Origin of the sequence: Streptomyces sp. SP17BM10, assembly GCF_036322405.1 — a bacterium.
Classification (GTDB): Bacteria; Actinomycetota; Actinomycetes; order Streptomycetales; family Streptomycetaceae; genus Kitasatospora.
In genome coordinates this window covers 317,581-338,879 of the sequence record NZ_JAQYXB010000623.1, presented here as the reverse complement: position 1 = coordinate 338,879, position 21,299 = coordinate 317,581, and the positions used below count along the sequence as shown (strand labels likewise).

At 73.6% G+C, this 21,299-nt stretch carries 22 protein-coding genes; 8 read left to right on the top strand and 14 right to left on the bottom strand.

Going from position 1 to position 21,299, the window contains the following annotated elements; genetic code table 11:
* Nucleotides 1-36 precede the first annotated feature (36 nt).
* On the top strand, nt 37-468 hold the full coding sequence (locus tag PUR71_RS25990) for a DUF7144 family membrane protein (RefSeq protein WP_329929533.1): 432 nt from the start codon (nt 37-39) through the stop codon (nt 466-468).
* On the opposite strand, the gene PUR71_RS25985 is transcribed toward PUR71_RS25990, so the two are convergent.
* The 3 genes from PUR71_RS25985 to PUR71_RS25975 all read right to left on the bottom strand — a co-directional run bounded on the left by PUR71_RS25985 (nt 419) and on the right by PUR71_RS25975 (nt 5,464).
* A complete protein-coding gene (locus PUR71_RS25985) occupies nt 419-3,424 on the bottom strand; it encodes an FAD-binding and (Fe-S)-binding domain-containing protein (protein WP_329929532.1) in 3,006 nt (1,001 codons plus the stop codon). The genes PUR71_RS25990 and PUR71_RS25985 overlap by 50 nt on opposite strands.
* Before the next feature lie 125 nt (nt 3,425-3,549).
* Nucleotides 3,550-4,566 (bottom strand): glycosyltransferase family 2 protein, encoded by a 1,017-nt coding sequence (locus PUR71_RS25980; RefSeq protein ID WP_329929531.1) that lies wholly within the window; start codon nt 4,564-4,566, stop codon nt 3,550-3,552.
* 205 nt (nt 4,567-4,771) lie between these two features.
* Nucleotides 4,772-5,464 carry a transglycosylase SLT domain-containing protein gene (locus PUR71_RS25975; protein WP_329929530.1) on the bottom strand — a complete coding sequence of 231 codons (693 nt, stop codon included), beginning with the start codon at nt 5,462-5,464 and terminating at the stop codon, nt 4,772-4,774.
* A 607-nt stretch (nt 5,465-6,071) separates the two neighbouring features.
* Between PUR71_RS25975 and PUR71_RS25970 the strand changes: the two genes are divergently transcribed.
* On the top strand, nt 6,072-6,839 hold the full coding sequence (locus PUR71_RS25970; protein ID WP_329929529.1) for a S1 family peptidase: 768 nt from the start codon (nt 6,072-6,074) through the stop codon (nt 6,837-6,839).
* Nucleotides 6,840-7,120: 281 nt separating this feature from the next.
* Here the strand turns inward: PUR71_RS25970 and PUR71_RS25965 are convergent, their stop codons facing one another.
* The 3 genes from PUR71_RS25965 to PUR71_RS25955 all read right to left on the bottom strand — a co-directional run bounded on the left by PUR71_RS25965 (nt 7,121) and on the right by PUR71_RS25955 (nt 10,388).
* On the bottom strand, nt 7,121-8,284 hold the full coding sequence (locus PUR71_RS25965) for a helix-turn-helix transcriptional regulator (protein WP_329929528.1): 1,164 nt from the start codon (nt 8,282-8,284) through the stop codon (nt 7,121-7,123).
* 192 nt (nt 8,285-8,476) lie between these two features.
* A complete protein-coding gene (locus tag PUR71_RS25960; protein ID WP_329929527.1) occupies nt 8,477-9,925 on the bottom strand; it encodes an amino acid permease in 1,449 nt (482 codons plus the stop codon).
* A gap of 241 nt (nt 9,926-10,166) precedes the next feature.
* Nucleotides 10,167-10,388: a hypothetical protein gene (locus PUR71_RS25955; RefSeq protein ID WP_329929526.1), complete on the bottom strand. Its 222-nt coding sequence runs from the start codon at nt 10,386-10,388 to the stop codon at nt 10,167-10,169.
* Nucleotides 10,389-10,480: 92 nt separating this feature from the next.
* On the opposite strand from PUR71_RS25955, the gene ku reads away from it, so the two are divergent.
* Nucleotides 10,481-11,428, top strand: coding sequence for a non-homologous end joining protein Ku (gene ku, locus PUR71_RS25950; protein WP_443077567.1), 948 nt, complete (start codon nt 10,481-10,483; stop codon nt 11,426-11,428).
* A 65-nt stretch (nt 11,429-11,493) separates the two neighbouring features.
* The gene (locus PUR71_RS25945) at nt 11,494-11,778 is read left to right on the top strand and encodes a hypothetical protein (protein WP_329929525.1); all 285 of its coding nucleotides are present in this window, start codon (nt 11,494-11,496) and stop codon (nt 11,776-11,778) included.
* A 30-nt stretch (nt 11,779-11,808) separates the two neighbouring features.
* Here the strand turns inward: PUR71_RS25945 and PUR71_RS25940 are convergent, their stop codons facing one another.
* Entirely contained in the window at nt 11,809-13,197 is a 1,389-nt protein-coding gene (locus PUR71_RS25940; RefSeq protein WP_329929524.1) for an NADP-dependent succinic semialdehyde dehydrogenase, read from the bottom strand.
* A 123-nt stretch (nt 13,198-13,320) separates the two neighbouring features.
* Nucleotides 13,321-13,602 carry a DUF6158 family protein gene (locus PUR71_RS25935; RefSeq protein ID WP_329929523.1) on the bottom strand — a complete coding sequence of 94 codons (282 nt, stop codon included), beginning with the start codon at nt 13,600-13,602 and terminating at the stop codon, nt 13,321-13,323.
* A gap of 206 nt (nt 13,603-13,808) precedes the next feature.
* Here PUR71_RS25935 and PUR71_RS25930 point away from each other — a divergent pair, with 206 nt between their 5' ends.
* The gene (locus tag PUR71_RS25930) at nt 13,809-14,807 is read left to right on the top strand and encodes an adenosine deaminase (RefSeq protein WP_329929522.1); all 999 of its coding nucleotides are present in this window, start codon (nt 13,809-13,811) and stop codon (nt 14,805-14,807) included.
* Nucleotides 14,808-14,857: 50 nt separating this feature from the next.
* Here the strand turns inward: PUR71_RS25930 and PUR71_RS25925 are convergent, their stop codons facing one another.
* The 4 genes from PUR71_RS25925 to PUR71_RS25910 form a co-directional block, all read right to left on the bottom strand.
* On the bottom strand, nt 14,858-15,472 hold the full coding sequence (locus PUR71_RS25925; RefSeq protein WP_329929521.1) for a vitamin K epoxide reductase family protein: 615 nt from the start codon (nt 15,470-15,472) through the stop codon (nt 14,858-14,860).
* Nucleotides 15,469-16,260 (bottom strand): DsbA family protein, encoded by a 792-nt coding sequence (locus tag PUR71_RS25920; protein ID WP_329929520.1) that lies wholly within the window; start codon nt 16,258-16,260, stop codon nt 15,469-15,471. Before PUR71_RS25920 ends, PUR71_RS25925 begins: the two co-directional genes overlap by 4 nt.
* Before the next feature lie 130 nt (nt 16,261-16,390).
* Complete coding sequence (locus PUR71_RS25915) at nt 16,391-17,053, bottom strand: hypothetical protein (protein ID WP_329929519.1); 663 nt, start codon at nt 17,051-17,053, stop codon at nt 16,391-16,393.
* Between the two features lie 106 nt (nt 17,054-17,159).
* The gene (locus PUR71_RS25910; protein ID WP_329929518.1) at nt 17,160-17,603 is read right to left on the bottom strand and encodes an SRPBCC family protein; all 444 of its coding nucleotides are present in this window, start codon (nt 17,601-17,603) and stop codon (nt 17,160-17,162) included.
* Nucleotides 17,604-17,814: 211 nt separating this feature from the next.
* Between PUR71_RS25910 and PUR71_RS25905 the strand changes: the two genes are divergently transcribed.
* The gene (locus PUR71_RS25905) at nt 17,815-18,684 is read left to right on the top strand and encodes an Fpg/Nei family DNA glycosylase (protein ID WP_329929517.1); all 870 of its coding nucleotides are present in this window, start codon (nt 17,815-17,817) and stop codon (nt 18,682-18,684) included.
* A gap of 36 nt (nt 18,685-18,720) precedes the next feature.
* Here PUR71_RS25905 and PUR71_RS25900 read toward each other — a convergent pair whose 3' ends face one another.
* Together PUR71_RS25900 and PUR71_RS25895 are read right to left on the bottom strand one after the other, a co-directional pair.
* On the bottom strand, nt 18,721-19,581 hold the full coding sequence (locus tag PUR71_RS25900; protein ID WP_329929516.1) for an SAM-dependent methyltransferase: 861 nt from the start codon (nt 19,579-19,581) through the stop codon (nt 18,721-18,723).
* Nucleotides 19,582-19,780: 199 nt separating this feature from the next.
* Nucleotides 19,781-20,113: a hypothetical protein gene (locus PUR71_RS25895; RefSeq protein ID WP_329929515.1), complete on the bottom strand. Its 333-nt coding sequence runs from the start codon at nt 20,111-20,113 to the stop codon at nt 19,781-19,783.
* On the opposite strand from PUR71_RS25895, the gene PUR71_RS25890 reads away from it, so the two are divergent.
* Together PUR71_RS25890 and PUR71_RS25885 are read left to right on the top strand one after the other, a co-directional pair.
* The gene (locus PUR71_RS25890) at nt 20,097-20,714 is read left to right on the top strand and encodes a polysaccharide deacetylase family protein (protein ID WP_329929514.1); all 618 of its coding nucleotides are present in this window, start codon (nt 20,097-20,099) and stop codon (nt 20,712-20,714) included. The genes PUR71_RS25895 and PUR71_RS25890 overlap by 17 nt on opposite strands.
* Before the next feature lie 160 nt (nt 20,715-20,874).
* Nucleotides 20,875-21,204, top strand: coding sequence for a hypothetical protein (locus PUR71_RS25885; RefSeq protein ID WP_329929513.1), 330 nt, complete (start codon nt 20,875-20,877; stop codon nt 21,202-21,204).
* Nucleotides 21,205-21,299 lie beyond the last annotated feature (95 nt).

Sequence of the window (21,299 nt, the reverse complement as noted above, 5' to 3'; positions counted from 1 at the left end):
GGTACGGGCAACAGTTCAATTCCCGAGGAGCCGAACATGGCCAGCAACGTCAGCGGAGCACCGGCGGGTGCTCGCGTCAGCCGGAAGCACTTCGCCACCGGCTGGACCCTCTTCGCGGCCTGCATGATGATCTTCGGCGGAACGATGGCCATCTTCGAGGGCATCGGCGCCATCGTCAACGACGAGCGCTACGTCATCACCGGCAACTACGTCTACAAGTTCGACGTGACCGGCTGGGGCTGGCTGCACCTCATCCTCGGCATCGTGCTCGTGGTGGCGGGCTTCATGCTCTTCACCGGTGCGATGTGGGCACGGATACTCGGTGTGACCGCCGCAGGGCTGAACATGATCACCAATTTCCTGTGGCTGCCCTACTACCCGTTCTGGGCCATCGTCATGATCGCCATCGACATCTTCATCATCTGGGCGCTGACGGCTGGTACCCACCGACTGGAAACCCCGGCGTAGATCCGCCGCTGGAGCCGGTCCGAGCGAGACCGGCCTCCCGCAGGGCCTCGGCGATCAGTTCGGCCAGGTGCAACGATCGTCGGCCTTCGGCGAGTTGGGTGATCTGGGTGCGGCAGCTGAAACCGTCGGCCAGGATCACCGTGTCCGGGGTGGTGGCACGCAGTTCGGGAAGGAGGACGCGTTCGGCGATCGCCTCGGAGATCTCGAAATGGCCCTGCTCGAAGCCGAAGTTGCCGGCCAGGCCGCAGCAGCCGGAGTCCAGCACCCGGTTGTGCAGGGCCAGTCGGGCTTCGACGCGGCGGTCGGCGGCGGTGCCGAGGACGGCGTGCTGGTGGCAGTGGGTCTGGGTGACGGCGTCGCGCGGGATGCGGGGGAGCGGGGCGTCGGGGGCGTGTTCGTCGAGGAACTCGGCGAAGGTGAGCGTCCGTCGGGCGAGCGGGTGGCCGTCCGGGCCGAGCAGGCGGGGAAGGTCCTCGCGCAGGCTGGCGGTGCAGCTCGGGTCGAGCCCCACCACGGGGGTGCCGGCGGGCAGGCCGGCCGCGTCGAGCGCGCGCAGGCTGCGGCGCAACGCCCGGCGGGCGGCGTCGAGTTGACCGGTGGAGTACCACGTGAGGCCGCAGCAGACCGGGCCGGCGGGCAGGCGGACGTCGAAGCCCAGGTGCTCCAGCACCTCGACGGCCGAGCGCGCCACGCTCGGCTGGAGGTGCTCGGAGAAGGTGTCCGGCCAGAGCAGGACGGGCGGTGCGCCCGCCGGCGCCGGGTGGGCGGCGCGGTGCCGGCGGTACCAGCGGGTGAAGGTCTCCGGCGGGAGGACGGGCAGGACGCGCCGCCGGTCGATCCCGCCGAGCCGCTTCAGCAGGGTGGCGGCCGGGGAGCGGGCGAGGGCGTTGGCGGCGCCGGGGGCGAGGGCGGCGGCGCGCAGCCAGAGCGGCAGCCAGCCCATCGAGTAGTGGGAGCGCGGGCGGACGCGATGCCGGTAGTGCTGGTGCAGGAACTCCGTCCGGTACGTCGCCATGTCGACGTGCACCGGGCAGTCGCTCGCGCAGCCCTTGCAGCCCAGGCAGAGGTCCAGCGCCTCCCGGACCTCCTCCGAGCGCCAGCCGTCGGTGATGGCGGCCTCGGAGGGGTGGCCGGGGGGCGTCCCCGCGCCGCGCAGCATCTCGGCGAGCAGCCGGGCCCGGCCCCGGGTGGAGTGCCGCTCCTCGCTCGTGACCATGTAGCTCGGGCACATCACCCCGGTGGTGGGGTCGACGCATTTGGCGACGCCGACGCAGCGGTGCACGGCCTTGGTGAGGCTGCCGCCGTCCTGCTCGTACGGGAGGGCGAGCGGCAGGGCGCGGCGCGGGGCGGTGACGAAGCGCAGGTCGGCGTCGAGCGGGCGCGGGTCGACGACGGCTCCCGGGTTGAGCAGGTTCTCCGGATCCCAGATGTGCTTGAACTCCCGGAAGAGGTCGATGACTTCGGGCCGGTACATGCGCGGCAGGAGCTCGGCACGGGCCTGTCCGTCACCGTGTTCGCCGGAGAGCGAACCGCCGTACGAGACGGCCAGGTCGGCCGCTTCCTCCAGGAACTCCCGGAAGACCAGCACCCCTTGGGGCTCGCCGAGCGGGAAGTCGATCCGCAGGTGCACGCAGCCCTCGCCGAAGTGCCCGTACGGGACGCCGCGCAGGCTGTGCCGGCGCAGCAGCGCGCGGAGGTCGCGCAGGTAGTCGCCGAGCCGCTCGGGCGGGACGGCGGAGTCCTCCCAGCCCGGCCAGGCCTCCCCGCCGCCCGGCAGCCGGGTGACGGTCCCGGCGCCCGCCTCGCGGACGGCCCACAGCTGCCGCTGCTCGACGGGGTCGGTCACGAGGGCGACGGCGGCCGACGGCTCGCGCCGCACCGCGTCGGCGAGTCGGCGGGCGGCCTGGTAGGCCTCGGTGCGGGTGGTGCCGCCGACCTCGAGGAACAGCCAGCAGGCGCCGGCGGGCAGCCGGTCGAGCGCGGGCGGACGGGGGCCCGCGGCGAGGAGGGCCTCGATCAGGTCGGCCGCCATGCCCTCGGCGGTCAGCGGGCCCAGCGGCAGCAGGGCGGGGATCGCGTCGGCGGCGGCGCCCTCGTCCGGGTAGCCGGCCACGACGAGGGCGCGGGCGGGCGGGTCCTCGACGAGCCGGACGGTGGCGCCGAGCAGCAGCGCGCAGGTGCCCTCGGTGCCGGTGAGGGCGCGGGCGAGGTCGTGGCCGTGCTCGGGGAGCAGCGCGTCGAGTGGGTAGCCGGAGCCGCGGCGCGGCAGGCGGGCCGGGCTGGGCAGGCCCTGGCGGATGGTCGCGAGGTTGCGGTCGCTGAACTCCTGGAGCCGCGTGTGGAGTTGGCCGGCCCGACCGGGCAGGGCGCGCAGCGCGTCGCGGTCGGCGGGGGTGAGCGGCCCGCCGACGGTCAGCTCGGTGCCGTCCGCGAGGAGCAGCTCCAGCCGCTCGACGCTGTCGGAGGTGCGCCCCCAGGCGAGCGAGTGCGAGCCGCACGCGTCGTTGCCGATCATGCCGCCGATCGTGCAGCGGCTGTGCGTGGACGGGTCCGGGCCGAAGCGCAGCCCGTGCGGGCGGGCGGCGCGCTGGAGGTCGTCCAGGACGGCGCCGGGCTGGACCCGTGCCGTGCGCGTCTCGGGGTCGACGTCGAGCACCGCGCCCAGGTGGCGCCGGAAGTCCAGCACCACCGCGCCCGGCCCGATCGCCTGCCCGCCGATGCTCGTGCCCGCCCCGCGGGCCACCACCGGCACCCCGTACCGGCGGCACAGCGCGAGCGCGGTGCGGACGTCGTCGAGGTCGGCCGGCTTGACCACGCCGAGCGGCAGGTGGCGGTAGTTGGAGGCGTCGTGGCCGTAGACCGTGCGCTCGGCGGCGCCGAAGCGGACCTCGCCGCGCAGCTCGGTGGCCAGCTCGCGGGCCAGTTCGGCTCCGGGGACGGCGGACGGACGGCTCACCGGGGACCTCCGGGGCGGGGCGGCGACGGCTCCGGCCGATCATGGCAGCTCGACGCGCCGCGCGGAACCGGCCACCCCGCGCGTTCCTCCGTCGGGGTGGCCGCGCGAGGGCCGCGCCCCCGGCCTCAGGACTTGCGGCGGTTGGCCCCCGTGAGCGTGCCGCGCGCGATGTGGGACAGCTTCGCCACCTCGAACGCCGGGTACGCCCCGCCGGCCAGCAGCGCGAACTTGACGCCCTCGCGCCCGCCCGGCTTCTTGTGCCCGGGCGGCAGGAAGCGGCGGTGGTGCTCGGCGGCCCGGTGGAAGAACTGCGGCCGCTCGGCGCGCGTCACGCACCCGGCGAGGTCGAACACGAACAGGTAGTGCCGGATCATCCGGACGAACACCGCGTCGCGGACGGCGTACAGGTGCGGCTGGTCCTCCAGCAGCGCGAAGGTGCGCTCGTACTGGTCGAAGAGGTCGAAGACGCTGCCGCCGGGCGAACCGGTCGGGTGGACGGTCTCCCGGCGCCGCAGTTGCACGCACTCGCGCGGCAGGACGGCCACCCGCTGCGCGGAGAGCATCGCCTCGTACACGACCGGGACCTCCTCGTACCGGCCGTCGGGGAAGGCCAGCTTGAGCTCCGTCCAGTGGTCGCGGCGCAGCAGGCGGTCCCAGATCAGCGGTGGCGCGCCCAGCAGCTCCGGGCGGTCGAACGGCCCGGACACCTCGGCCCCGGCCGCGGCCAGCTGCTGCGCCGCGCCGCCGGCCCACTCGCGGCCGTTGTGCAGCCGGGTGTGCCCGAACTGCAGGACGTCCACCGGGCCGGTCTCGCCGAGCCGGTCGGCGAGCGCCTGGAGCCCGTCGGGCGGCAGCACGTGGTCGGCGTCCAGGAACAGCAGGTACTCGCCGGCCGCCCGCGCCGCCCCCGCGTTGCGCGCCACGCCCACCCCGACCGCCGCGTCCAGGTGCAGCACCGACACCTGCGGGTGCTTCGCCGCGAACGCGTCCACGAGGTCGCGCGGGGTCTCGGCGGAGCGGTCGGCGACCACGATCACCTCGAGGTCCCGGAAGGACTGGCCGAGCAGCGAGTCCAGACAGTCCGCCAGCTGTTCGTGCTGGTCGTAAGCGGGGAGCACGACACTGATCAGGGGTGAGGGCATGACGCCGGAGCGTAAGAGGGCGCGCGAACCGTGGCAAAGCCCTGACGCCCCGTAATTCGGACCAATCCCCGGCAAACCGTACGACCGTGCGCCATATCTTCACGCCGCCTGCCGGACGCGTCCACGCCAGAAACCTGGCCGTATCCGAACGGCACGGGCCCGCGGCGCGATGTGCGCCGCGGGCCCGTGGGTGCCGATGCTCGGCTTAGTACCAGTGGTGGGCCTGCCAGAAGGACCACGCGCCGCAGGGGCTGCCGTAGCGGGAGTTCATGTAGTCCAGGCCCCACTTGATCTGGGTGGCCGGGTTGGTGCGCCAGTCGGAGCCGGCGGAGGCCATCTTGGAGCCGGGGAGGGCCTGGACGAGGCCGTAGGCGCCGGAGGAGGCGTTGACGGCGAGGGGGTTCCAGCTGCTCTCGTGGGACACGATGTTGCTGAAGCACTGGAGCTGGCCGGCGGGCACGAGCTGGGCGGCGATCTGCTGCGGGGTGCCGGTGGGGGCCGCGGCGGGGGCGCTGAGGGCCGGGCGCTGCTGGGAGCGCGACGCGGCGGCCTCGGCGTCGGCCTTCGCCTTGGCGTCCGCCTGGGCCTTCGCGTCGGCCTCGGCCTGCGCCTGGGCGGCGGCCTGCTGGGCCTGGGCCTGCGCGGCCGCGGCGGCGTCCGCCTGGGTCTGGGCGGCCTGGGTCTGGGCGGCCTGCGCTTGGGCCTGCGCGGCGTCGGCCTGCGGGGCCTGCGGCGCCCGGGCGGCCTGGTCGGCGACCGAGACGGCGGCGACCGGGGTGGCGGCCTCGGCCGTGTCGCCGGCCTGCGGGATCGCCAGGGCGGCGGTGGCGGCGCTCGCCACGACGAGGGTGGCGACACCGGTGATCAGGGAATTGCGGCGGGCATGGCTGAGCGGCATGACTGCGGAGGGTCCTTTTCCGTCGGGCGGCATCACGCGACCGTCCTCGGACGGCTGCGGCGCCCCGGCGGAACCGGCGGGGCGGGTCGGGCGGCGCGGCGGAGGGACCGTCGGCGCTGCCTGGCGACGAGCCATTCTTGGCAGGGCCGTGGACGGGTGGCAAAGGCGCTCGCTACTACGCCGGGTCGTGGGTGCGGCAGGGTGCGGGCGCCCGGTTTGAGCGAATTGCCCGGATTGCGTGGTTGTAGGTTGCGGGCCGGTTGCGGACGGTGATCCAGAGGGCGAACGGCGTGGTGGCCTGCGTTCTTCAGGTGGGGCGAGGCGGTGGGTGGGTCCGGCGGTGGATGAGTCGGACGTCCGGTGCCGGGCTTCTGCTACGGAGGGTCGTAGACGGGGAATCGTCTGTGGGCGGCCTCACACGTTTGGCGGGCGGAGTTCGGCGGAGAGTAGTCGGATGGTCACCGCGATGGGGTGGAATCTCGCCTTGCCGTGTTCCTGCCAGGTCGGGCTGGCAGGGCTCGACCCCTCCTCGCGGGCCGCGGTGGCGCGCCACGCTCAAGCCTCCCGACGTGTCCAGGAGGCAGCGATGAAGCGTCAATTCGGAAGGATGGCAAGCCTGTTGGCCGGCCTCGTGTGCGCGGTGGGCATGACGGCCCTCCCGGCCGCGGCCGCCCCGACGCCGTCCCGGACGGTGGTCGGCGGCACCCAGGCCGCGCAGGGCGAGTTCCCGTTCGTGGTCCGGCTGTCGATGGGCTGCGGCGGCGCGCTCTACGGCCCGCAGATCGTCCTCACCGCCGCGCACTGCGTGAACGGCACGGGTGCCGACACGAGCATCACGGCCACGCTCGGCGTCGTCGACCTCGACGGCCCGGACGCCATCACCGCGCAGTCCGCGTACGTCTACCGGTCGCCCGCCTTCAGCGGCGCGGAGAACGGCGACGACTGGGCGCTCGTCAAGCTGAGCGCGCCGGTCAGCGGCGCGCGGGTGGCCACGCTGCCGATCACCACCAGCACGGCGTACGACGACGGCACCTTCACCATCGTGGGCTGGGGCGCGGCCACCGAGGGCGGCGACCAGCAGCAGTACCTGCTGAAGGCCACCGTGCCGCACGTGGACGACGCGACCTGCACCACCGCCTACCCGAACCTCGTCACCTCGGCCTCGCTGTGCGCGGGCTACGTCGACCAGGGCGGCGTCGACACCTGCCAGGGCGACTCCGGCGGCCCGATGTTCCGGGCCGACGCGGCCGGCCGGCCCGTCCAGGTCGGCATCGTCAGCTGGGGCAACGGCTGCGCCCGCCCGGGCTACCCCGGCGTCTACACCAAGGTGAGCACCTACGCCGCCGACATCGCGGCGGCCGCGGCCACGCTCTGATCGGGGATGCGGAGAGGCGCCCGGAAGCCGGTCCTCGGCTCCCGGGCGCCGGTGCGTGCGGAGGAGCCGCCTTGGGGCGGTTCGGGCGCGCGGGCGAAGGGGGCCGAGGGGGCGGGGGCGGCGGGCCTGCCGGGCGCGTGCGGGGCCGGCTGTGCGGACCGGGGGGCGGGCGTGCCGGGGGCCGCTGGGTGGCCCCCGGGCGTGGCGTACAGGCGTGGACGGGACGGGGCGTGGGCGGGATGCGCCTGGACGGGGCGTGCGTGGCTCGCAGGCGTCCCGGCCTAGCGGGCCGGGGCTCGCGACAGCAGGCAGCGGGCCAGTCGGGCCTCGTGGGCGGTGCGACCCCTCGGGGTGGGCGGGAGGTGGGCGAGGAGGGCGGACGCGGCCTCCGGGTCGCCCGCGTGGGCGTGGGCGGTGGCCAGGCGGGCCGTGACGAGGGCGTGGTCGTGGGGATGGGTGGACGGGGGCAGCTGGGTGAGCGCGGTGCTCAGGTGGGCCGCGGCGGTGCGGGCGTGGGACGGGCTGGCGAGGCTCGCGGCGAGGTCGCGGTGGCACGTGCCGTGGGCGACGGTCAGCACGAGGTGGGCGCGGGCCAGCCACGGGCTCGGTTCGCCCGCGCGCAGGGCTATCCCGGTCAGCCGCTCGGCGTCGGCGAGGGCGCGCAGGGCGTCGCCGGCGGCACCGGCGCGGCCGTGCGCGTGGGCCGCGGCGAGAGCGGCCCAGGCCTGGACGCCGGGCCGGGCGGGCAGGAGGAGCGCGGCGGCGCGGGCGGCGCCGGCGAGGGCGAGGGCCGTCGTGGGGTCGCCGCTCCACCAGTGCACCGCGCTCTGCCGGGCGAGCAGGTCGGCGACGGCGGCCCGGTCGCCGGCGGCGCGGGCCCAGGCGAGCCCGCGGCCGTACCAGGCGTGGGCGCGGGCCGGGCGGTCGCCGTCGAAGTGGGCCCAGCCGGCGAGCTCGGCGTAGCGGGCGGCGAGGGAGAGGACGGGGGCGTCCTGCCGCCAGCCGGCCAGGGTGCGGGTGTGGTGCTCGAGGACGGCGGTCAGGTCCTCGCCGCCCACGTGACCGAGGGCGGTGCGGTAGACGGCCAGCAGGCGGCGCTGGACGTCGAGGGCGGCCGCGTCGGGCCGGGCGGCATCGGCGGCTCCGGCCGTGCCGAGCGGGCCGAGGGCACCGAGGTGCTCGCGTTCCTGCTGCACGGACTGCCAGAGCCCGGCGAGTTCCCCGCCGGTGCCGAGCAGTTCGTCGGCGCGGGCGGCGAGTCCGGGCGGCGGCCAGCGGCGCGCGTTCTCGATCCGGCTGATGAGGGAGTCGTCGTAGCCGAGCCGGCGGCCGAGTCCGGCCTGGCTGAGGCCGTGGACCTCGCGCCAGTGCCGCAGCCGGTGGCCGAAGCGCAGCCGGGCGGAGACGGGGACGGCGGTGGGGGAGGGGACGAGGGGGAGCGGCACGGGGCCTCCCGGTGACGGTGGGGGTGCGCTCCGAGGGGGAAGCGCCAAGCCGGGTATCCCCATTGACGCAGACCCGTCAAACGGGTGCCTGGTCAAGCGGGAGCGGCGCTCTCCCGGAAAAACGCGAACCGGGCCCGGGAGCCTCCGCAACGGCTCCCGGGCCCGGCGTCGCGCACGCGCGGGGCGGACGGCTCAGGAATCCGCCGCCACCGCGGCCCGCCGCCGGCGGCCCACCACGGCCGAGGCCGCGAGCACGATCGCCGCGGCGACCAGCGACAGGTACATCTGCTTGCGCCCGTCGGAGTCGGTGAACATGTACGCCATCACGAACCCGATCATGCCGATCGCGAACCAGGTCAGGTACGGGTACAGCCACATCCGGACGGTCAGCCGCTCGGGCATCTCGCGCTCGATGATCTTGCGCATCCGCAGCTGGGTGCCGCAGATCACCAGCCACACGAAGAGCGCGATCGCGCCCGAGGAGTTCAGCAGGAACGCGAACACCGTGTCGGGGGAGGTGTAGTTGAAGAAGACGGCGATGAAGCCGAACACCACCGAGGACAGGATCGCGACCCGCGGCACGCCGCGCTCGGTGACGGTCGCGAACGCCTTGGGCGCGTCGCCGCGCTGGCCGAGCGAGAAGGCCATGCGGGAGGCCGTGTACATCCCGGAGTTGAGGCAGGACAGGACGGCCGTCAGCACGATCACGTCCATCACCTGGCCGGCGTGCGGGATGCCCACGTGGTTCAGCACCGCGACGTACGGGCTGGCCTTGACCTCGGCGGAGTCCCACGGCAGCAGGGTGACGACGAGCAGGATCGAGCCCAGGTAGAAGACGCCGATGCGCCAGATCACGCTGTTGGTGGCCTTGGTGACGGCCTTCTCCGGGTCCTCGGACTCGCCGGCGGCGAGCGTGACGATCTCGCTGCCCATGAACGCGAACACGACGGTGAGCATGCCGGTGAACACCGCGCCGACGCCGTGCGGCAGGAAGCCGCCGTGGCCGGTGAGGTTGGTGGTGCCGACCGAGTGGGTGCCGGGCAGCAGGCCGAACACGGCGAGGATGCCGATCACCAGGAACGCCGCGATCGCGACGACCTTGATCCCGGCGAACCAGAACTCGAACTCGCCGTAGGACGACACCGAGGCGAGGTTGGTGGCGGTGAGCACCGCCATCACGATCAGTGCGAACGCCCACTGCGGCACGCCCGGCATCCACTGGTTGAGGATCTTCGCGCCGGCGGTCGCCTCGACCGCGAGCACCACGACCCAGAAGAACCAGTACAGCCAGCCGATGGTGAACCCGGCCCAGCGCCCGAGCGCGCGGTCCGCGTACGCCGAGAAGGAGCCGCTCTGCGGGTCGGCCGCGGCCATCTCGCCGAGCATCCGCATCACCAGCACGACCAGCAGGCCGGCCAGTGCGTAGGAGAGCAGGATGCCGGGGCCGGTGGACGCTATGCCCGCGCCGGAGCCGACGAACAGACCGGCGCCGATCACGCCGCCGATGGCGATCATCGACAGGTGGCGGTTCTTGAGCCCGGCCTTCAGGTGGCCGTCGCCGCCGTGCCCGCCGTGCCCGTGCGGTCCCGCCTGCTGGGGGACCTTCGCCGTCGTAGCCGGCTTGGTGGTGTCCGCACTCATCAAGGGTGCCCTTTTGCCTTTCCCGCGCGGTGTGACCCTCGGCTCGTCTCGCCGGAGGGTTGTGGGGACAGACCCGCGCATTGCGGTGCAACCTAACTTCTACGCCCGAGTATCGGAACACGGCCTCGATAACTGTTCGGTAAGCGGACGAGAAAGCGCAGGTCAGAGCGGGTGCGGAGGTGACGTGGAAGCCTCAAATCTGACGCAGTGTCAGATGGCGGGGGGTTCCCGGGCGGGAGGTCTATGCCTCTCGAAGCTCCAGGACGACGATCCGGCGGGCGTCCGCCGGTCGCCCGGTGAGGCGGGCCGCGAGGATCCGGGGGATGTCGCCCTCCTGTGCGTGGCCGGGCAACAGCGACACCTCCGCCCATCGGACGCCGGGCTCGCCGGCGACGGCGTACGCCACCCGGTACGTCGTCCGCTCCGGCGGCGGTGCGTGCTGCTCCCGCCCGTCCGCAGTCATCGGCACCCGCCTCCTCCGGGCCATTGTCGACCCGGTGTGGCCGAAAGGGGCGAATCCGGGCAGAGTGGGATTCTCCGGAAGGGGTCGGCCTCATGCCCATGCAGACCACCTGGAAGGGGACGATCAGCTTCGGGCTGGTCAGCATCCCCGTCCACCTGTACTCGGCCACGCAGGAGCACGACGTCCCGCTGCACCAGGTGCACGCCAAGGACGGCGGGCGGGTGCGGATGAAGCGGTACTGCGAGCGGGAGGAGAAGGAGGTCCCGTACGGGGAGATCGCCAAGGGCTACGAGTCGCCGGACGGTCGCACCGTCACCCTCACCGACGAGGACCTGGCCGACCTCCCGCTGCCCAGCAAGAAGATCATCGACGTGCTGGCCTTCGTCGACGCCGCCGAGATCGACCCGCTGATGTTCTCCAAGGCCTACTACGTCGGCGTCGCCGACAAGGGCGCCGCCAAGCCGTACGCGCTGCTGCGCGACGCGCTCGTGGAGTCCGGCCAGATCGCCGTCACCAAGATCGCGCTGCGCACCCGGGAGTCGCCCGCGGTGCTGCGCGTGCACGACGGCACGCTCGTGCTGCAGACCTGCATCTGGCCCGACGAGGTGCGGCCGGCGGCCGGGATCGCACCCGAGGAGGACGTCAAGGTGCGGCCGCAGGAGCTGAAGATGGCCCGGTCGCTGATGGAGACGCTCTCCGAGGACTTCGACCTCTCCCAGCTCCAGGACGACTACCAGCGGGCCCTCCAGCAGGTCGTCCAGGCCCGGCTGGAGGGCGTCGAGCTCCCGCACGAGGAGGAGCCCGGCGCGGCGCCCGACAACGTGATCGACCTGATGGCGGCGCTGCGCAGCAGCCTCAAACAGGCCAAGGTCGCGCACGGCGGCGACGGGCCTGCGGAGGAGGGGCCCGCGCCGCCGCGCAAGCGGGCCGCCCCGGCGAAGAAGACGGCGGCCGCACAGTCGAAGGCGACCGCCGCCAAGCCGAAGCCGGCCGCGAAGAAGACCACCCGCAAGTCGGCGTCCCCCCGCAAGGCCTCGTAGACCGTGCGGGGAGCGCCGCGAACCCGGTAGTTCCCATTCCCGACCGAGGACGGGAGACGATCCTCATGGACCTGCTGACCTACAAGGCACTCGACACCGGCCCCGATGCCCCGAAGGACCCGAGCCTGGGGCACCGGGCCTGGCACTGGCTGCTGAGCCTCACCCCGACCGCCGTGACGCTGATGGTCGCGCTGTCGATCGGCCTGTGCATGGCCGCGGTGCAGGTGTCCCAGTGGTTCGTGCTCACCCTGATGTCCGTCTTCTGGGCCCTGACGTTCGTCGCGCTGGTGGGCGTCGTCGCCCGCTGGATGACGACGCCCGGCCGGGGCAGGCACCGGATGGCCGCCTGACCCCGGCCCGCGGCGGCACGGGATCCGGGCTCAGCCGATCCACACCGTGGTGACGTTGCAGAACTCCCGGATCCCGTGCCCCGACAGCTCCCGCCCGAACCCGGAGCGCTTGACGCCGCCGAACGGCAGCGCCGGGTGGGAGGCGGTCATGCCGTTGAAGAACACGCCGCCCGCCTGGATGTCGCGCACGAAGCGCTCCTGCTCGCCCGCGTCCGTCGTCCAGACGTTGGAACTCAGGCCGAACGGCGTGTCGTTGGCGAGCGCGACGGCCTCGTCCAGGTCGGCGACGCGGTAGACGGTGGCGACCGGCCCGAAGGTCTCCTCCAGGTGGATCCGCATGGCCGGGGTGATGCCGGTGAGCACGGTCGGCTCGTAGAAGTACCCGGTGTCCCAGCCCTCGGGGCGCCCGCCGCCGCACTCGACGCGGGCGCCGTGGGAGCGCGCGTCCTCGACGAGTTCCTCCAGGTCGTCCCGGCCCTGGCGGCTGGCGAGCGGGCCGACGTCGGTCGCCTCGTCCATCGGGTCGCCCACCCGCAGGGCGCGCATCGCCTCGGTGAAGCCGGCGGTGAAGGCGTCGTAGACGTCCGTGTGGACGATGAAGCGCTTGGCGGCGATGCAGGACTGGCCGTTGTTCTGCGCCCGGGCCCGGACGGCGGTGCGGACGGCGGCGTCGAGGTCGGCGGACGGCATCACCACGTACGGGTCGCTGCCGCCGAGCTCCAGGACGGCCTTCTTGACCTCGTCGGCCGCGGTGGCGGCGACGGCCCGCCCGGCCGGCTCGCTGCCGGTGAGGGTCACGGCGGCCACCCGGCGGTCCCGGATGACGTCCTCGACCGCGCCGGAGCCGATCAGCAGGGTCTGGAAGCAGCCCTCGGGGAAGCCGGCCCGGCGGAACAGCTCCTCCAGCGCGACGGCCGTGCGGGGCACGTTGGACGCGTGCTTGAGCAGGCCGACGTTGCCCGCCATCAGCGCGGGCGCGGCGAACCGGATCACCTGCCAGAAGGGGAAGTTCCACGGCATGACGGCCAGCACGGCGCCGATCGGACGGTAGCGGACGTAGGCGCGGGCGGCGCCCGAGTCGGCGACGTCTGCCGGGGCCGGGTGCTCGTCGGCGAGCAGCGCCTCGGCGTTGTCGGCGTACCAGCGCATCGCCTTGGCGCACTTGGCGGCCTCGGCCCTGGCGGCGGTGAGCGGCTTGCCCATCTCCTCGGTCATCGTGCGGGCGATCGCCTCCTGGTCCTGGTCGAGCAGGTCGGCGGCCCGGCGCAGCAGCGCGGCGCGCGAGGCGAAGGTGGTGGTCCGGTAGCTGTGGAAGGCGGCCTCGGCGAGGGCCAGGCGCCGGTCGAGGCCGGCCGCGTCGAGGGGTTCGAAGGTCTGCAGGATCTCGCCGGTCGCGGGGTTGACGCTTGCGATGGGCATGCGGGGGGCTCCCAGGGTCTCGGGGAAGGGCCTGTGCCCAACCTGCCCGACCGGCCGTCCCCGGACACGCCACCGCCGCCCGGCGTGTCCCGCCGGGCGGCGCGCGGGGACGGCCCGCGCGGACTACTCGGGCAGGGACTCCACCCGGGCGGCCGCCTCACGCGCCCGGGCTCCGGCCCGGGTGCGGCCGGCCGTCACCAGGCGGTTGGGGAAGCGGTGCAGGTACTCGGCCTCCAACTGGCCGGTGCGCAGGGTGTGGCGCTTGAGCGCCTCCTCGGAGCCGTACAGGAACGTCTCGTGCCGTGTGCGGTGCAGCTGTTCCAGCTCGTGCAGCAGGGTGTCGTTGCCCAGAGCGTGCGGAGAGACGCCCTCGGGCCTGAGCTGCGGGGCGGTGGCGTGCCGCATGTCCGTACCTCCTCGCGTAGTGCCCCCCGGTGCCCCCCTTGTAGTCGGTGCCCGGCTACCCGCTCCAGTACACGCGGTCGGGTGACGGGCGGCATCTCGAGGTGGGCGCCGTGCCGCCGGCCGGGGCAGGCTGTGATCACCGAGCCCCGACAGGAGACGTAGGATGAATCCTTCGTTTCCATAGAAACCGCGCGGACGGATCGCTCATGCCCCTTCCCAAGGCCGAACTGCACCTGCACATCGAAGGCACGCTCGAGCCCGAGCTCGCGTTCGCGCTCGCGGATCGCAACGGCGTCGTGTTGCCGTACGCCGGCACCGAGGAGCTCCGTGGGGCGTACTCGTTCAGCGATCTGCAGTCGTTCCTGGACCTGTACTACGCGCTGATGGCCGTGCTGCGCACCGAGGACGACTTCGCGGACCTCGCCGACGCCTACCTCGCCCGGGCCGCCGAGCAGGGCGTGCGGCACGCGGAGATCTTCTTCGACCCGCAGGCGCACACCGCCCGCGGGGTGCCGATCGGGGTCGTCGTGGACGGGCTCACCCGGGCGCTCGGGCGCAGTGAGGAGCGGTACGGCGTCAGCACGCAGCTGATCATGTGCTTCCTGCGGGACGAGTCCGCCGGGTCGGCGCTGGAGACCTTCGAGGCCGCGCGGCCGTACTTCGACCGGATCGCGGGGATCGGGCTCGACTCGGCCGAGGTCGGCAACCCGCCGGCCAAGTTCCGCGAGGTGTACCGGCGCGCGGCCGAGGCCGGGCTGCGCCGCGTCGCCCACGCCGGGGAGGAGGGGCCGGCCGCGTACGTCACGGAGGCGCTGGACGTCCTGGGCGTCGAGCGGATCGACCACGGGCTGCGCTGCCTGGAGGACGGCGAGCTGGTGGCCCGGCTGGTCCGCGAGCAGGTGCCGCTGACCCTGTGCCCGCTCTCCAACGTCCGCCTGCGCTGCGTCGACACGCTCGCCGACCACCCGCTGCGGGAGATGCTGGACGCCGGGCTGCTCGTCACCGTCAACTCCGACGACCCGGCCTACTTCGGCGGCTACGTCGACGACAACTTCCGGGCCGTCCAGCAGGCCCTGGCGCTGGAGCCGGAGACGGTGCGGCTGCTCGCCGCGAACTCGTTCCGCGCGTCCTTCATCGACGACGACCGGAAGGCCGAACTCCTGGCCGAGGTGGCCGCGTTCACCTTCCCGCCGGTCGAGTTCTGACGGTCGGTCGCGCCTCCGCCCCGGGATCGAGGGGGCGGAGGCGCGACCCGTCAGAGCAGGGTGCTCCAGTAGTACCAGAAGCGGTCGAGCACCAGCAGCGCGATCACCGCGTACCAGAGCGCCGGCACCACCCAGTGGTAGCGCGCCGCCTCCCGCACCACCGGCCGCAGCCCGCGCCCCACCGGGATGACGCCCGAGCGCAGGTTGTGCAGCGTCGTGTACCAGAACAGGGCCACGACGCCGACCCACACCACCATGCAGTACGGGCAGAGCGCGCCGATCCGGTAGAGCGACTGGTACATCAACCAGGTCACGAAGCCGATCCCGAAGACCGTCCCCGCCTGGAGGCCGAGCCAGAACCAGCGCCGGTACGACGCCCCCGCGAGCAGGCCCGCGCCGATCGCCGTCACCACGGCGAAACCGGCCAGGCCGAGCAGCGAGTTGGGGAAGCCGAAGGCCTCGGCCTGCTCGCTGCGCATGATCGAGCCGCAGCTGATGATCGGGTTGATGTTGCAGCTGGGCACGTACGACGGGTCCTTCAGCAGCCGGAGCTTGTCCAGCGTGAGGACCGCCGAGGCGAACAGGCCGAGCGCGCCGCCGACCAGCAGCAGCCAGGCGAACGGCCGGCCCGCGCCGTACGTCCGCGCGGCGGGGGCGGTCGTCACCCGGTCACCTGCTTGACCATCGCGGTGAACTGCTCGGGGCTGACGGCCTTCCCGCCGGTGAGGACGTCGAGCTTCTTGCCGTCCAGCTCGACGGTCGGGGTGCCGGTGACCTCGCTCTTGTTGAACTCCTGGTTCACCTTGGCCGCCCACGGCACGTAGGTGCCCTCCTGGACGGCCTTCACGAAGGCGTCGGTCTTCAGGCCCGGCACCTGGCCGGCCAGGTCGAGGATCTTGTTGGTGTCGCCGAAGGTGTCGGTGCGCTCGTCGGGCTGGTTCTTGTAGAGCACGTCGTGGAACGCCTTGAACTTGTCCACGCCCTCGTCGAGAGCGGCGCCGGCGGCGGCCAGCGCGGTGCGCGAGCCCTTGCCGCCGAGGTTGTCGTCCAGGAACGTCGCCAGGTGGTACTCGATCTTGTAGGTGCCGGCATCGGCGAACTGCTGGATCGCCGAACCGGTGGTGGTCTCCAACTGCTCGCAGAACGGACAGCGGAAGTCCTCGTAGACCGCCAGGGTGTGCGGGGCGTCGGCCTTGCCGTACGTGATCACGGTGCCGTTGGTGCCGCCGGCGTTGGCCGGGACGACCAGCGGGCCGCTCGCGGAGCTGTCGGAGGATCCGGAGGAGCCGCTCGCGGCGAAGGCCACGCCGCCCACGATCGCGAGCAGCGCGACGGAGGCGGTGCCGACCACGACGCGGCGGCGGACCCGGTCGGCGCGCTCGGCCTGCTCGCGGGCGGCGCGCATGCGCTCGGTGGCGGAGGTCTTGGTGCTGGTCTTGCGGGAGTTGCTCATGGGGTGTCGTCCTGTGCTCTCGGGTGCTCGCGGGCCCGCGGGCGAGTGCGCGCGGGCGTGCGGAAGGGCGGGCGCGCGCGGAATCGGCGCGCGGTGAGAGGACCGGCCGCGACCGTGGGTGAGAGGTCGCTCAGCAGGCCGGGGCGAACACCGGCGGACCGCGCCGCACGGCGGGGCCGAGCACGACGTCCTCGGCCGGGACGCGGACCCGGCTGGCCTGCGGGAACGGCACCCGGACCACCGGACGGGCCGGGACGGGCGCCGAGAGCAGCGGCAGCAGGCGGGCGGCGGCCGGCAGGTGCCGGTGCAGGAACTCGCCCGACATCCGGGCCGAACGGGCCAGGCCGGCCAGCGCGGCGTCCGCGCGGTGCAGCCAGAACGCGCCGGCCAGCGCGATCGCCGTGTGCAGCAGCAGGAGCAGGGCCAGCCCGGTGTGCGGGGCGGCCCCGTGCCCGAGGAGGAAGCCGCCCAGGGAACCACCGCCGCACAACAGCGGGTCGAAACCGCGGGCGGTGCCGGGCGGCAGGGCCGGACAGCTCGCCTGGGCGTAGCCGAACAGCGCGCTCACGCCCAGCTCCAGCGGCAGGAACACCGCGGCGACCGCCGGGTAGCCGCGCTCGCGGCCGGCGAGCGCGAAGGCCACCGCGAAGACGGTGGCCGAGGCGACGGCCAGCGTGCCGGTGGGTAGCGAACGGCCGGTGACGAGCACCTGGCCGAGGCCGGCGAGCAGCACGACCAGCGCGGCGAAGACCGCCGCGCGGAGCGTCCTGGTGACCGGGCCCGAAGAGTGCATCGCACCCGAGTCTGCCATAGGTCGGAACCCGAACGGTCCGGTCGGCGGCGTCCTGTGGGGCGCCTCACCACCACTACTGAGCTGGGCTTATGCGGTCCTTACGCGATCATCGCGCAGCTGCGACCCGTGCCTCGACGAGGTCCCGGAAGTGTTCGAGATCGCCGCGCACGGCCCGCTCGATCGCCCCGGCCTGGGCGAAGCCGCGCGGCCCGCCGAAGGCCTCGTGCACGGCCTGCGGGTCGTACTCCACCCGGATCTGCAGCCGGGTGTGCCCCGGGTCGATGGGCAGCAGCGCGAACGCGCCCCGCAGCCGGACCCCGTCGAGCGTCCGCCAGGCCATCACCCGGCCCCGGCCCCGGTCGGTGATCTCGGTCTCGACGTCCCGCTCGGAGCCCCCGACCGCCACCCCGAGGTGGGCGAGGTTCCGCCCGTGCGGGTAGGCGCTGCGCACCCCGTCGACGAACCGCGGGTAGTCGTGCACCCGGTGCAGCTGCTCCCAGGCGGCGAGGACGGGCACCGCTATGTCGATCTGCTCCTCCAGGGTGCTCATGCGCGGCCCTCGATGATTCGCTCGCTGCGCTCGCTCATGCGCCCACCTCGTTGCGCTCGCTCATGGCCTGACCGGACCCTCCTGCGGTTGACCGCTCCTCTGGTCGATCGTGGGGTGTTTCCAGCCTGCGCTCCGCAGCGCCCGTGGGCAAAGGGCGCAGGGGCGCAGCCGCCGGGGCGCGGGGAGCGGGGCCGTGCGGGAGACTGGGCGCATGCCGGAGCTGCCGGAGGTCGAGGCGCTGTGCGCCTTCCTGCGCGAGCGGCTGACCGGGCGGGTCGTCGCCCGGGTGCAGCCGGTGGCGATCAGCGCGCTGAAGACGTACGACCCGCCGGTCACCGCCCTGGAGGGCCTGACGGTCGGGTCGGTCGCGCGGCACGGGAAGTTCCTGGACATCGAGGCCGGCGGGCTGCACCTGGTGATCCACCTGGCCCGCGCCGGGTGGCTGCGCTGGAAGGACGAGCTGCCCGCCGAGCCGCCGCACCCGAGCCCGAAGAACCCGCTCGCGCTGCGGGTGCGCCTGGCGGGCGACGCCGGGGACGGCTTCGACCTCACGGAGGCGGGGACGAAGAAGGGGCTCGCCGTCCACGTCGTGCGGGACCCGGCCGAGGTGCCCGGGGTGGCCCGGCTCGGGCCGGACCCGCTGGATCCGGGCTTCACGCCCGAGCGCTTCGCGACCCTGCTGCACGGCGAGCGGCGGCAGCTCAAGGGCGTCCTGCGGGACCAGACCGTGCTCGCGGGCGTGGGCAACGCCTATTCGGACGAGGTGCTGCACGCGGCCCGGATGTCCCCGTTCAAGCTGGCGTCGAGCCTGACCGACGAGGAGACGGCCCGGCTGTACGCGGCGCTCGGCGACACGCTGCGCGACGCCGTGGAGCGCTCGCGCGGGCTCGCGGCCGGGGAGCTGAAGGCCGAGAAGAAGCTGGGCATGCGGGTGCACGGCCGCACCGGCCGGCCGTGCCCGGTGTGCGGGGACAGCGTGCGCGAGGTGTCGTTCGCGGACTCCTCCTTGCAGTACTGCCCGACCTGCCAGACCGGCGGGAAACCGCTGGCGGACCGCAGGCTGTCCCGGCTGCTGAAGTGAGCGGTGCGGCAGCCGGGACGCGGGCGGGTGCGGGGCTCAGCGCTTGATCGCGACGCCGCCCCAGTAGTACGCGGCCCACGGGTTGGCCGGCGGCGGGCCGTCCGGGCGCCAGGCGAGGACGGGGGTGACGCCCGGCTCGACGAGGTCCCAGCCGTCGAAGAAGCGCACGACGTCGTCGCGGGTGCGCGGCACGAGGGTCATCCCGCCGGCCCGGGCGGCCTCGGTGACCTGGCCGACGGCCACCGGGTCGAAGTCCTGGGTGGGGGTGGTGAGCGCGAGGCAGCTGCCGGAGGGCAGGGCGTCGCGCAGCGCGGCGACCCGGCCCCAGGGGTCGTCCTCGTCGGCGATCAGCATCAGCACGGCGATCATCAGGAGGCCGACCGGCTGGTCGAGGTCGAGCGTCGCGGTGAGCGCCGGGTCGGAGAGCAGTTCCTCGGGCTTGCGCAGGTCGGCGTGGATGTAGGTGGTGCGACTGGCCGGGGTGGAGACCATCAGGGCTCGGGCGTGGGCGAGCACGATCGGGTCGTTGTCGACGTACACCACGCGGGTGCCGGGGCTGACCTCCTCGGCGATCTCGTGGGTGTTGGGGGAGGTGGGGATGCCCGTGCCGAGGTCGAGGAACTGGCGGATGCCGTGGTCGCTGGCGAGGTGGCGCACGGCCCGGCCCTGGAAGGCGCGGTTGGCCCTGGCCATCTCCTTGATGCTGGGCACGGCCTGCTCGATGGCCTCGGCCATGGCGCGGTCGGGCGGGAAGTTGGTCTTGCCGCCGAGCCAGTGGTCGTAGACCCGGGCCGAGTGGGGAGCGGTGGTGTCGACGCCGAAGCGTTCCCACTGGCTCGGCTCGGTGGGCTCGTCCTCGTGCTGGTCCCGGTCGGGGAGGTCCTGACTTCTCGTCATGGCCACGTCCTCTGATGGCAGATCATCACACTGGAGGGGGTCAGCGTAGCGGTCCTGGGGGGAACCTGTGAGTCCGGTGGGGGGAAGCTGGGAGCTTGGGCCGTCGGAGTGGTGATCCGGTCCGTCGGAGTGCCGACCGGGAGCGGGGGCGACGGGCGGGGGAAGCATCCACAATGCTGTCAGATCGTCTGATTACCTCTCAGGACACTTCGTCCAGGTCCGGAAGCCGTGCCCCGTCGCGCAGGCTGTTGCTGGTGGCTGCCGGAATGTCGCTGCTCGGCGCGGCCGGCTGCCAGAACCCGTTCGACGGCGCGGATCCGCCGCCGCTGCCCGGGCCGGATGCCGCCGAGGCGGGGGCGGCGGGGGCCGCGCCGGTCGGGTCCCCCTCGCAGTGGGCCTCGGCGAGCGGCTCGGCGGTGCCGTCGCCGACGTTCTCGCCGTCGCCGACGTTCTCGCCGTCGGCCACGCCGACGCCCGCCGCGAAGGGCTCGCCGAGTGCGCAGCCCGTCCAGCCCGTGCACAAGGTGCTCACCCAGGCGGAGGGGAAGCCGGTGTACGAGCTCGACCCCTCGCGGAAGGTGGTGGCGCTCACCATCGACGACGGTCCGGATCCGCGCTACACCCCGACCGTCCTCGACCTGCTCCAGAAGTACGGGATCCGGGCGACCTTCTTCCTGATCGGCGAGAACGCCGTCGAGCACCCGGCGCTGGTGCGGGAGATCGCGGACCGCGGGCACCACATCGCCAACCACACCTGGACCCACCCGGACCTGCGGCACCTGTCCGAGACCAAGGTCCGGGACGAGCTGGAGCGCACCTCGGACGTGCTGTTCAAGACCACCGGCCGGCAGCCGACCTGGTTCCGCGCTCCCGGCGGGGACTGGTCGGACGTCTCGCTGCGGGTGGCCGCGGAGCTCGGGCTGCGGAACATGGCCTGGTCGGTCGACCCGCGGGACTGGGCCCGGCCGGGGACCTCCGCGATCATCGACACCATCCTCAAGGACGTCCGGCCCGGCTCGATCGTGCTCAACCACGACGGCGGCGGGGACCGCTCGCAGACGGTGGCGGCGATCAAGGCGTACCTGCCGGTGCTGGTCGACTCGGGGTACTTCTTCACCGCCCCGCCGAACTGAGCGCCACGCACGTCGGCCGGTGCGGCGGGTAGCGGCCTTTCCTCGTAAACCACCCGAAAGGGTGTAAGTGGAGAACCGTTTCTGCTCTTTTTGGGCCCATAGGGTGATCTCGCACCAATTCACCAGGTACCGCCGGGTACCTCCTGAAAGGCCCTCAACAATGCGTCTCCGCAACGCCGTACTGGCCTCCGCCAGCGCTCTCGCCCTCGTCCTCGCCCTTCCGGCCTCCTCGGCCGATGCCGCCGTCGGCGACTTCCTCTACAGGGTCGGCCCGGGCGTCCCGGCCGGGCTCGCCGACCCGGAGAGCGGCACGTGCATCAACCTCTTCGGGGCGACCGAGAAGGATCCCGCCTTCGCGCCGGAGAACTTCACCACCTCCACGGCCACGGTGTTCCTGGACTTCGACTGCAACGGCGACGTGTTCTACGTCATGAACCCGGGCAAGAAGCTCGGAGACCGGCTGAAGCTTCGCTCGGTGATCTTCTCCTGACCGGCGGCGCCGGTGAGGTGGCCGGGGCCGGGCAGTCGGCGTACGTTCGAACTGTCCGGCCCGGTCGCCGGTCCTTCGCCGTGCCCGTGGTCGGG

Excerpts from the sequence above, each read along its gene's own strand:
- PUR71_RS25885 (WP_329929513.1), top strand. The coding sequence starts at position 20,875 with ATGCGTCTCCGCAACGCCGTACTGGCCTCCGCCAGCGCTCTCGCCCTC.
- PUR71_RS25935 (WP_329929523.1), bottom strand. The coding sequence starts at position 13,602 with ATGCGGCACGCCACCGCCCCGCAGCTCAGGCCCGAGGGCGTCTCTCCG.
- ku (WP_443077567.1), top strand. The coding sequence starts at position 10,481 with ATGCCCATGCAGACCACCTGGAAGGGGACGATCAGCTTCGGGCTGGTC.
- PUR71_RS25970 (WP_329929529.1), top strand. The coding sequence starts at position 6,072 with ATGGCAAGCCTGTTGGCCGGCCTCGTGTGCGCGGTGGGCATGACGGCC.
- PUR71_RS25930 (WP_329929522.1), top strand. The coding sequence starts at position 13,809 with ATGCCCCTTCCCAAGGCCGAACTGCACCTGCACATCGAAGGCACGCTC.
- PUR71_RS25920 (WP_329929520.1), bottom strand. The coding sequence starts at position 16,260 with ATGAGCAACTCCCGCAAGACCAGCACCAAGACCTCCGCCACCGAGCGC.
- PUR71_RS25975 (WP_329929530.1), bottom strand. The coding sequence starts at position 5,464 with ATGCCGCTCAGCCATGCCCGCCGCAATTCCCTGATCACCGGTGTCGCC.
- PUR71_RS25900 (WP_329929516.1), bottom strand. The coding sequence starts at position 19,581 with ATGACGAGAAGTCAGGACCTCCCCGACCGGGACCAGCACGAGGACGAG.
- PUR71_RS25955 (WP_329929526.1), bottom strand. The coding sequence starts at position 10,388 with ATGACTGCGGACGGGCGGGAGCAGCACGCACCGCCGCCGGAGCGGACG.
- PUR71_RS25905 (WP_329929517.1), top strand. The coding sequence starts at position 17,815 with ATGCCGGAGCTGCCGGAGGTCGAGGCGCTGTGCGCCTTCCTGCGCGAG.
- PUR71_RS25910 (WP_329929518.1), bottom strand. The coding sequence starts at position 17,603 with ATGAGCACCCTGGAGGAGCAGATCGACATAGCGGTGCCCGTCCTCGCC.
- PUR71_RS25980 (WP_329929531.1), bottom strand. The coding sequence starts at position 4,566 with ATGCCCTCACCCCTGATCAGTGTCGTGCTCCCCGCTTACGACCAGCAC.
- PUR71_RS25990 (WP_329929533.1), top strand. The coding sequence starts at position 37 with ATGGCCAGCAACGTCAGCGGAGCACCGGCGGGTGCTCGCGTCAGCCGG.
- PUR71_RS25960 (WP_329929527.1), bottom strand. The coding sequence starts at position 9,925 with ATGAGTGCGGACACCACCAAGCCGGCTACGACGGCGAAGGTCCCCCAG.
- PUR71_RS25915 (WP_329929519.1), bottom strand. The coding sequence starts at position 17,053 with ATGCACTCTTCGGGCCCGGTCACCAGGACGCTCCGCGCGGCGGTCTTC.
- PUR71_RS25945 (WP_329929525.1), top strand. The coding sequence starts at position 11,494 with ATGGACCTGCTGACCTACAAGGCACTCGACACCGGCCCCGATGCCCCG.
- PUR71_RS25940 (WP_329929524.1), bottom strand. The coding sequence starts at position 13,197 with ATGCCCATCGCAAGCGTCAACCCCGCGACCGGCGAGATCCTGCAGACC.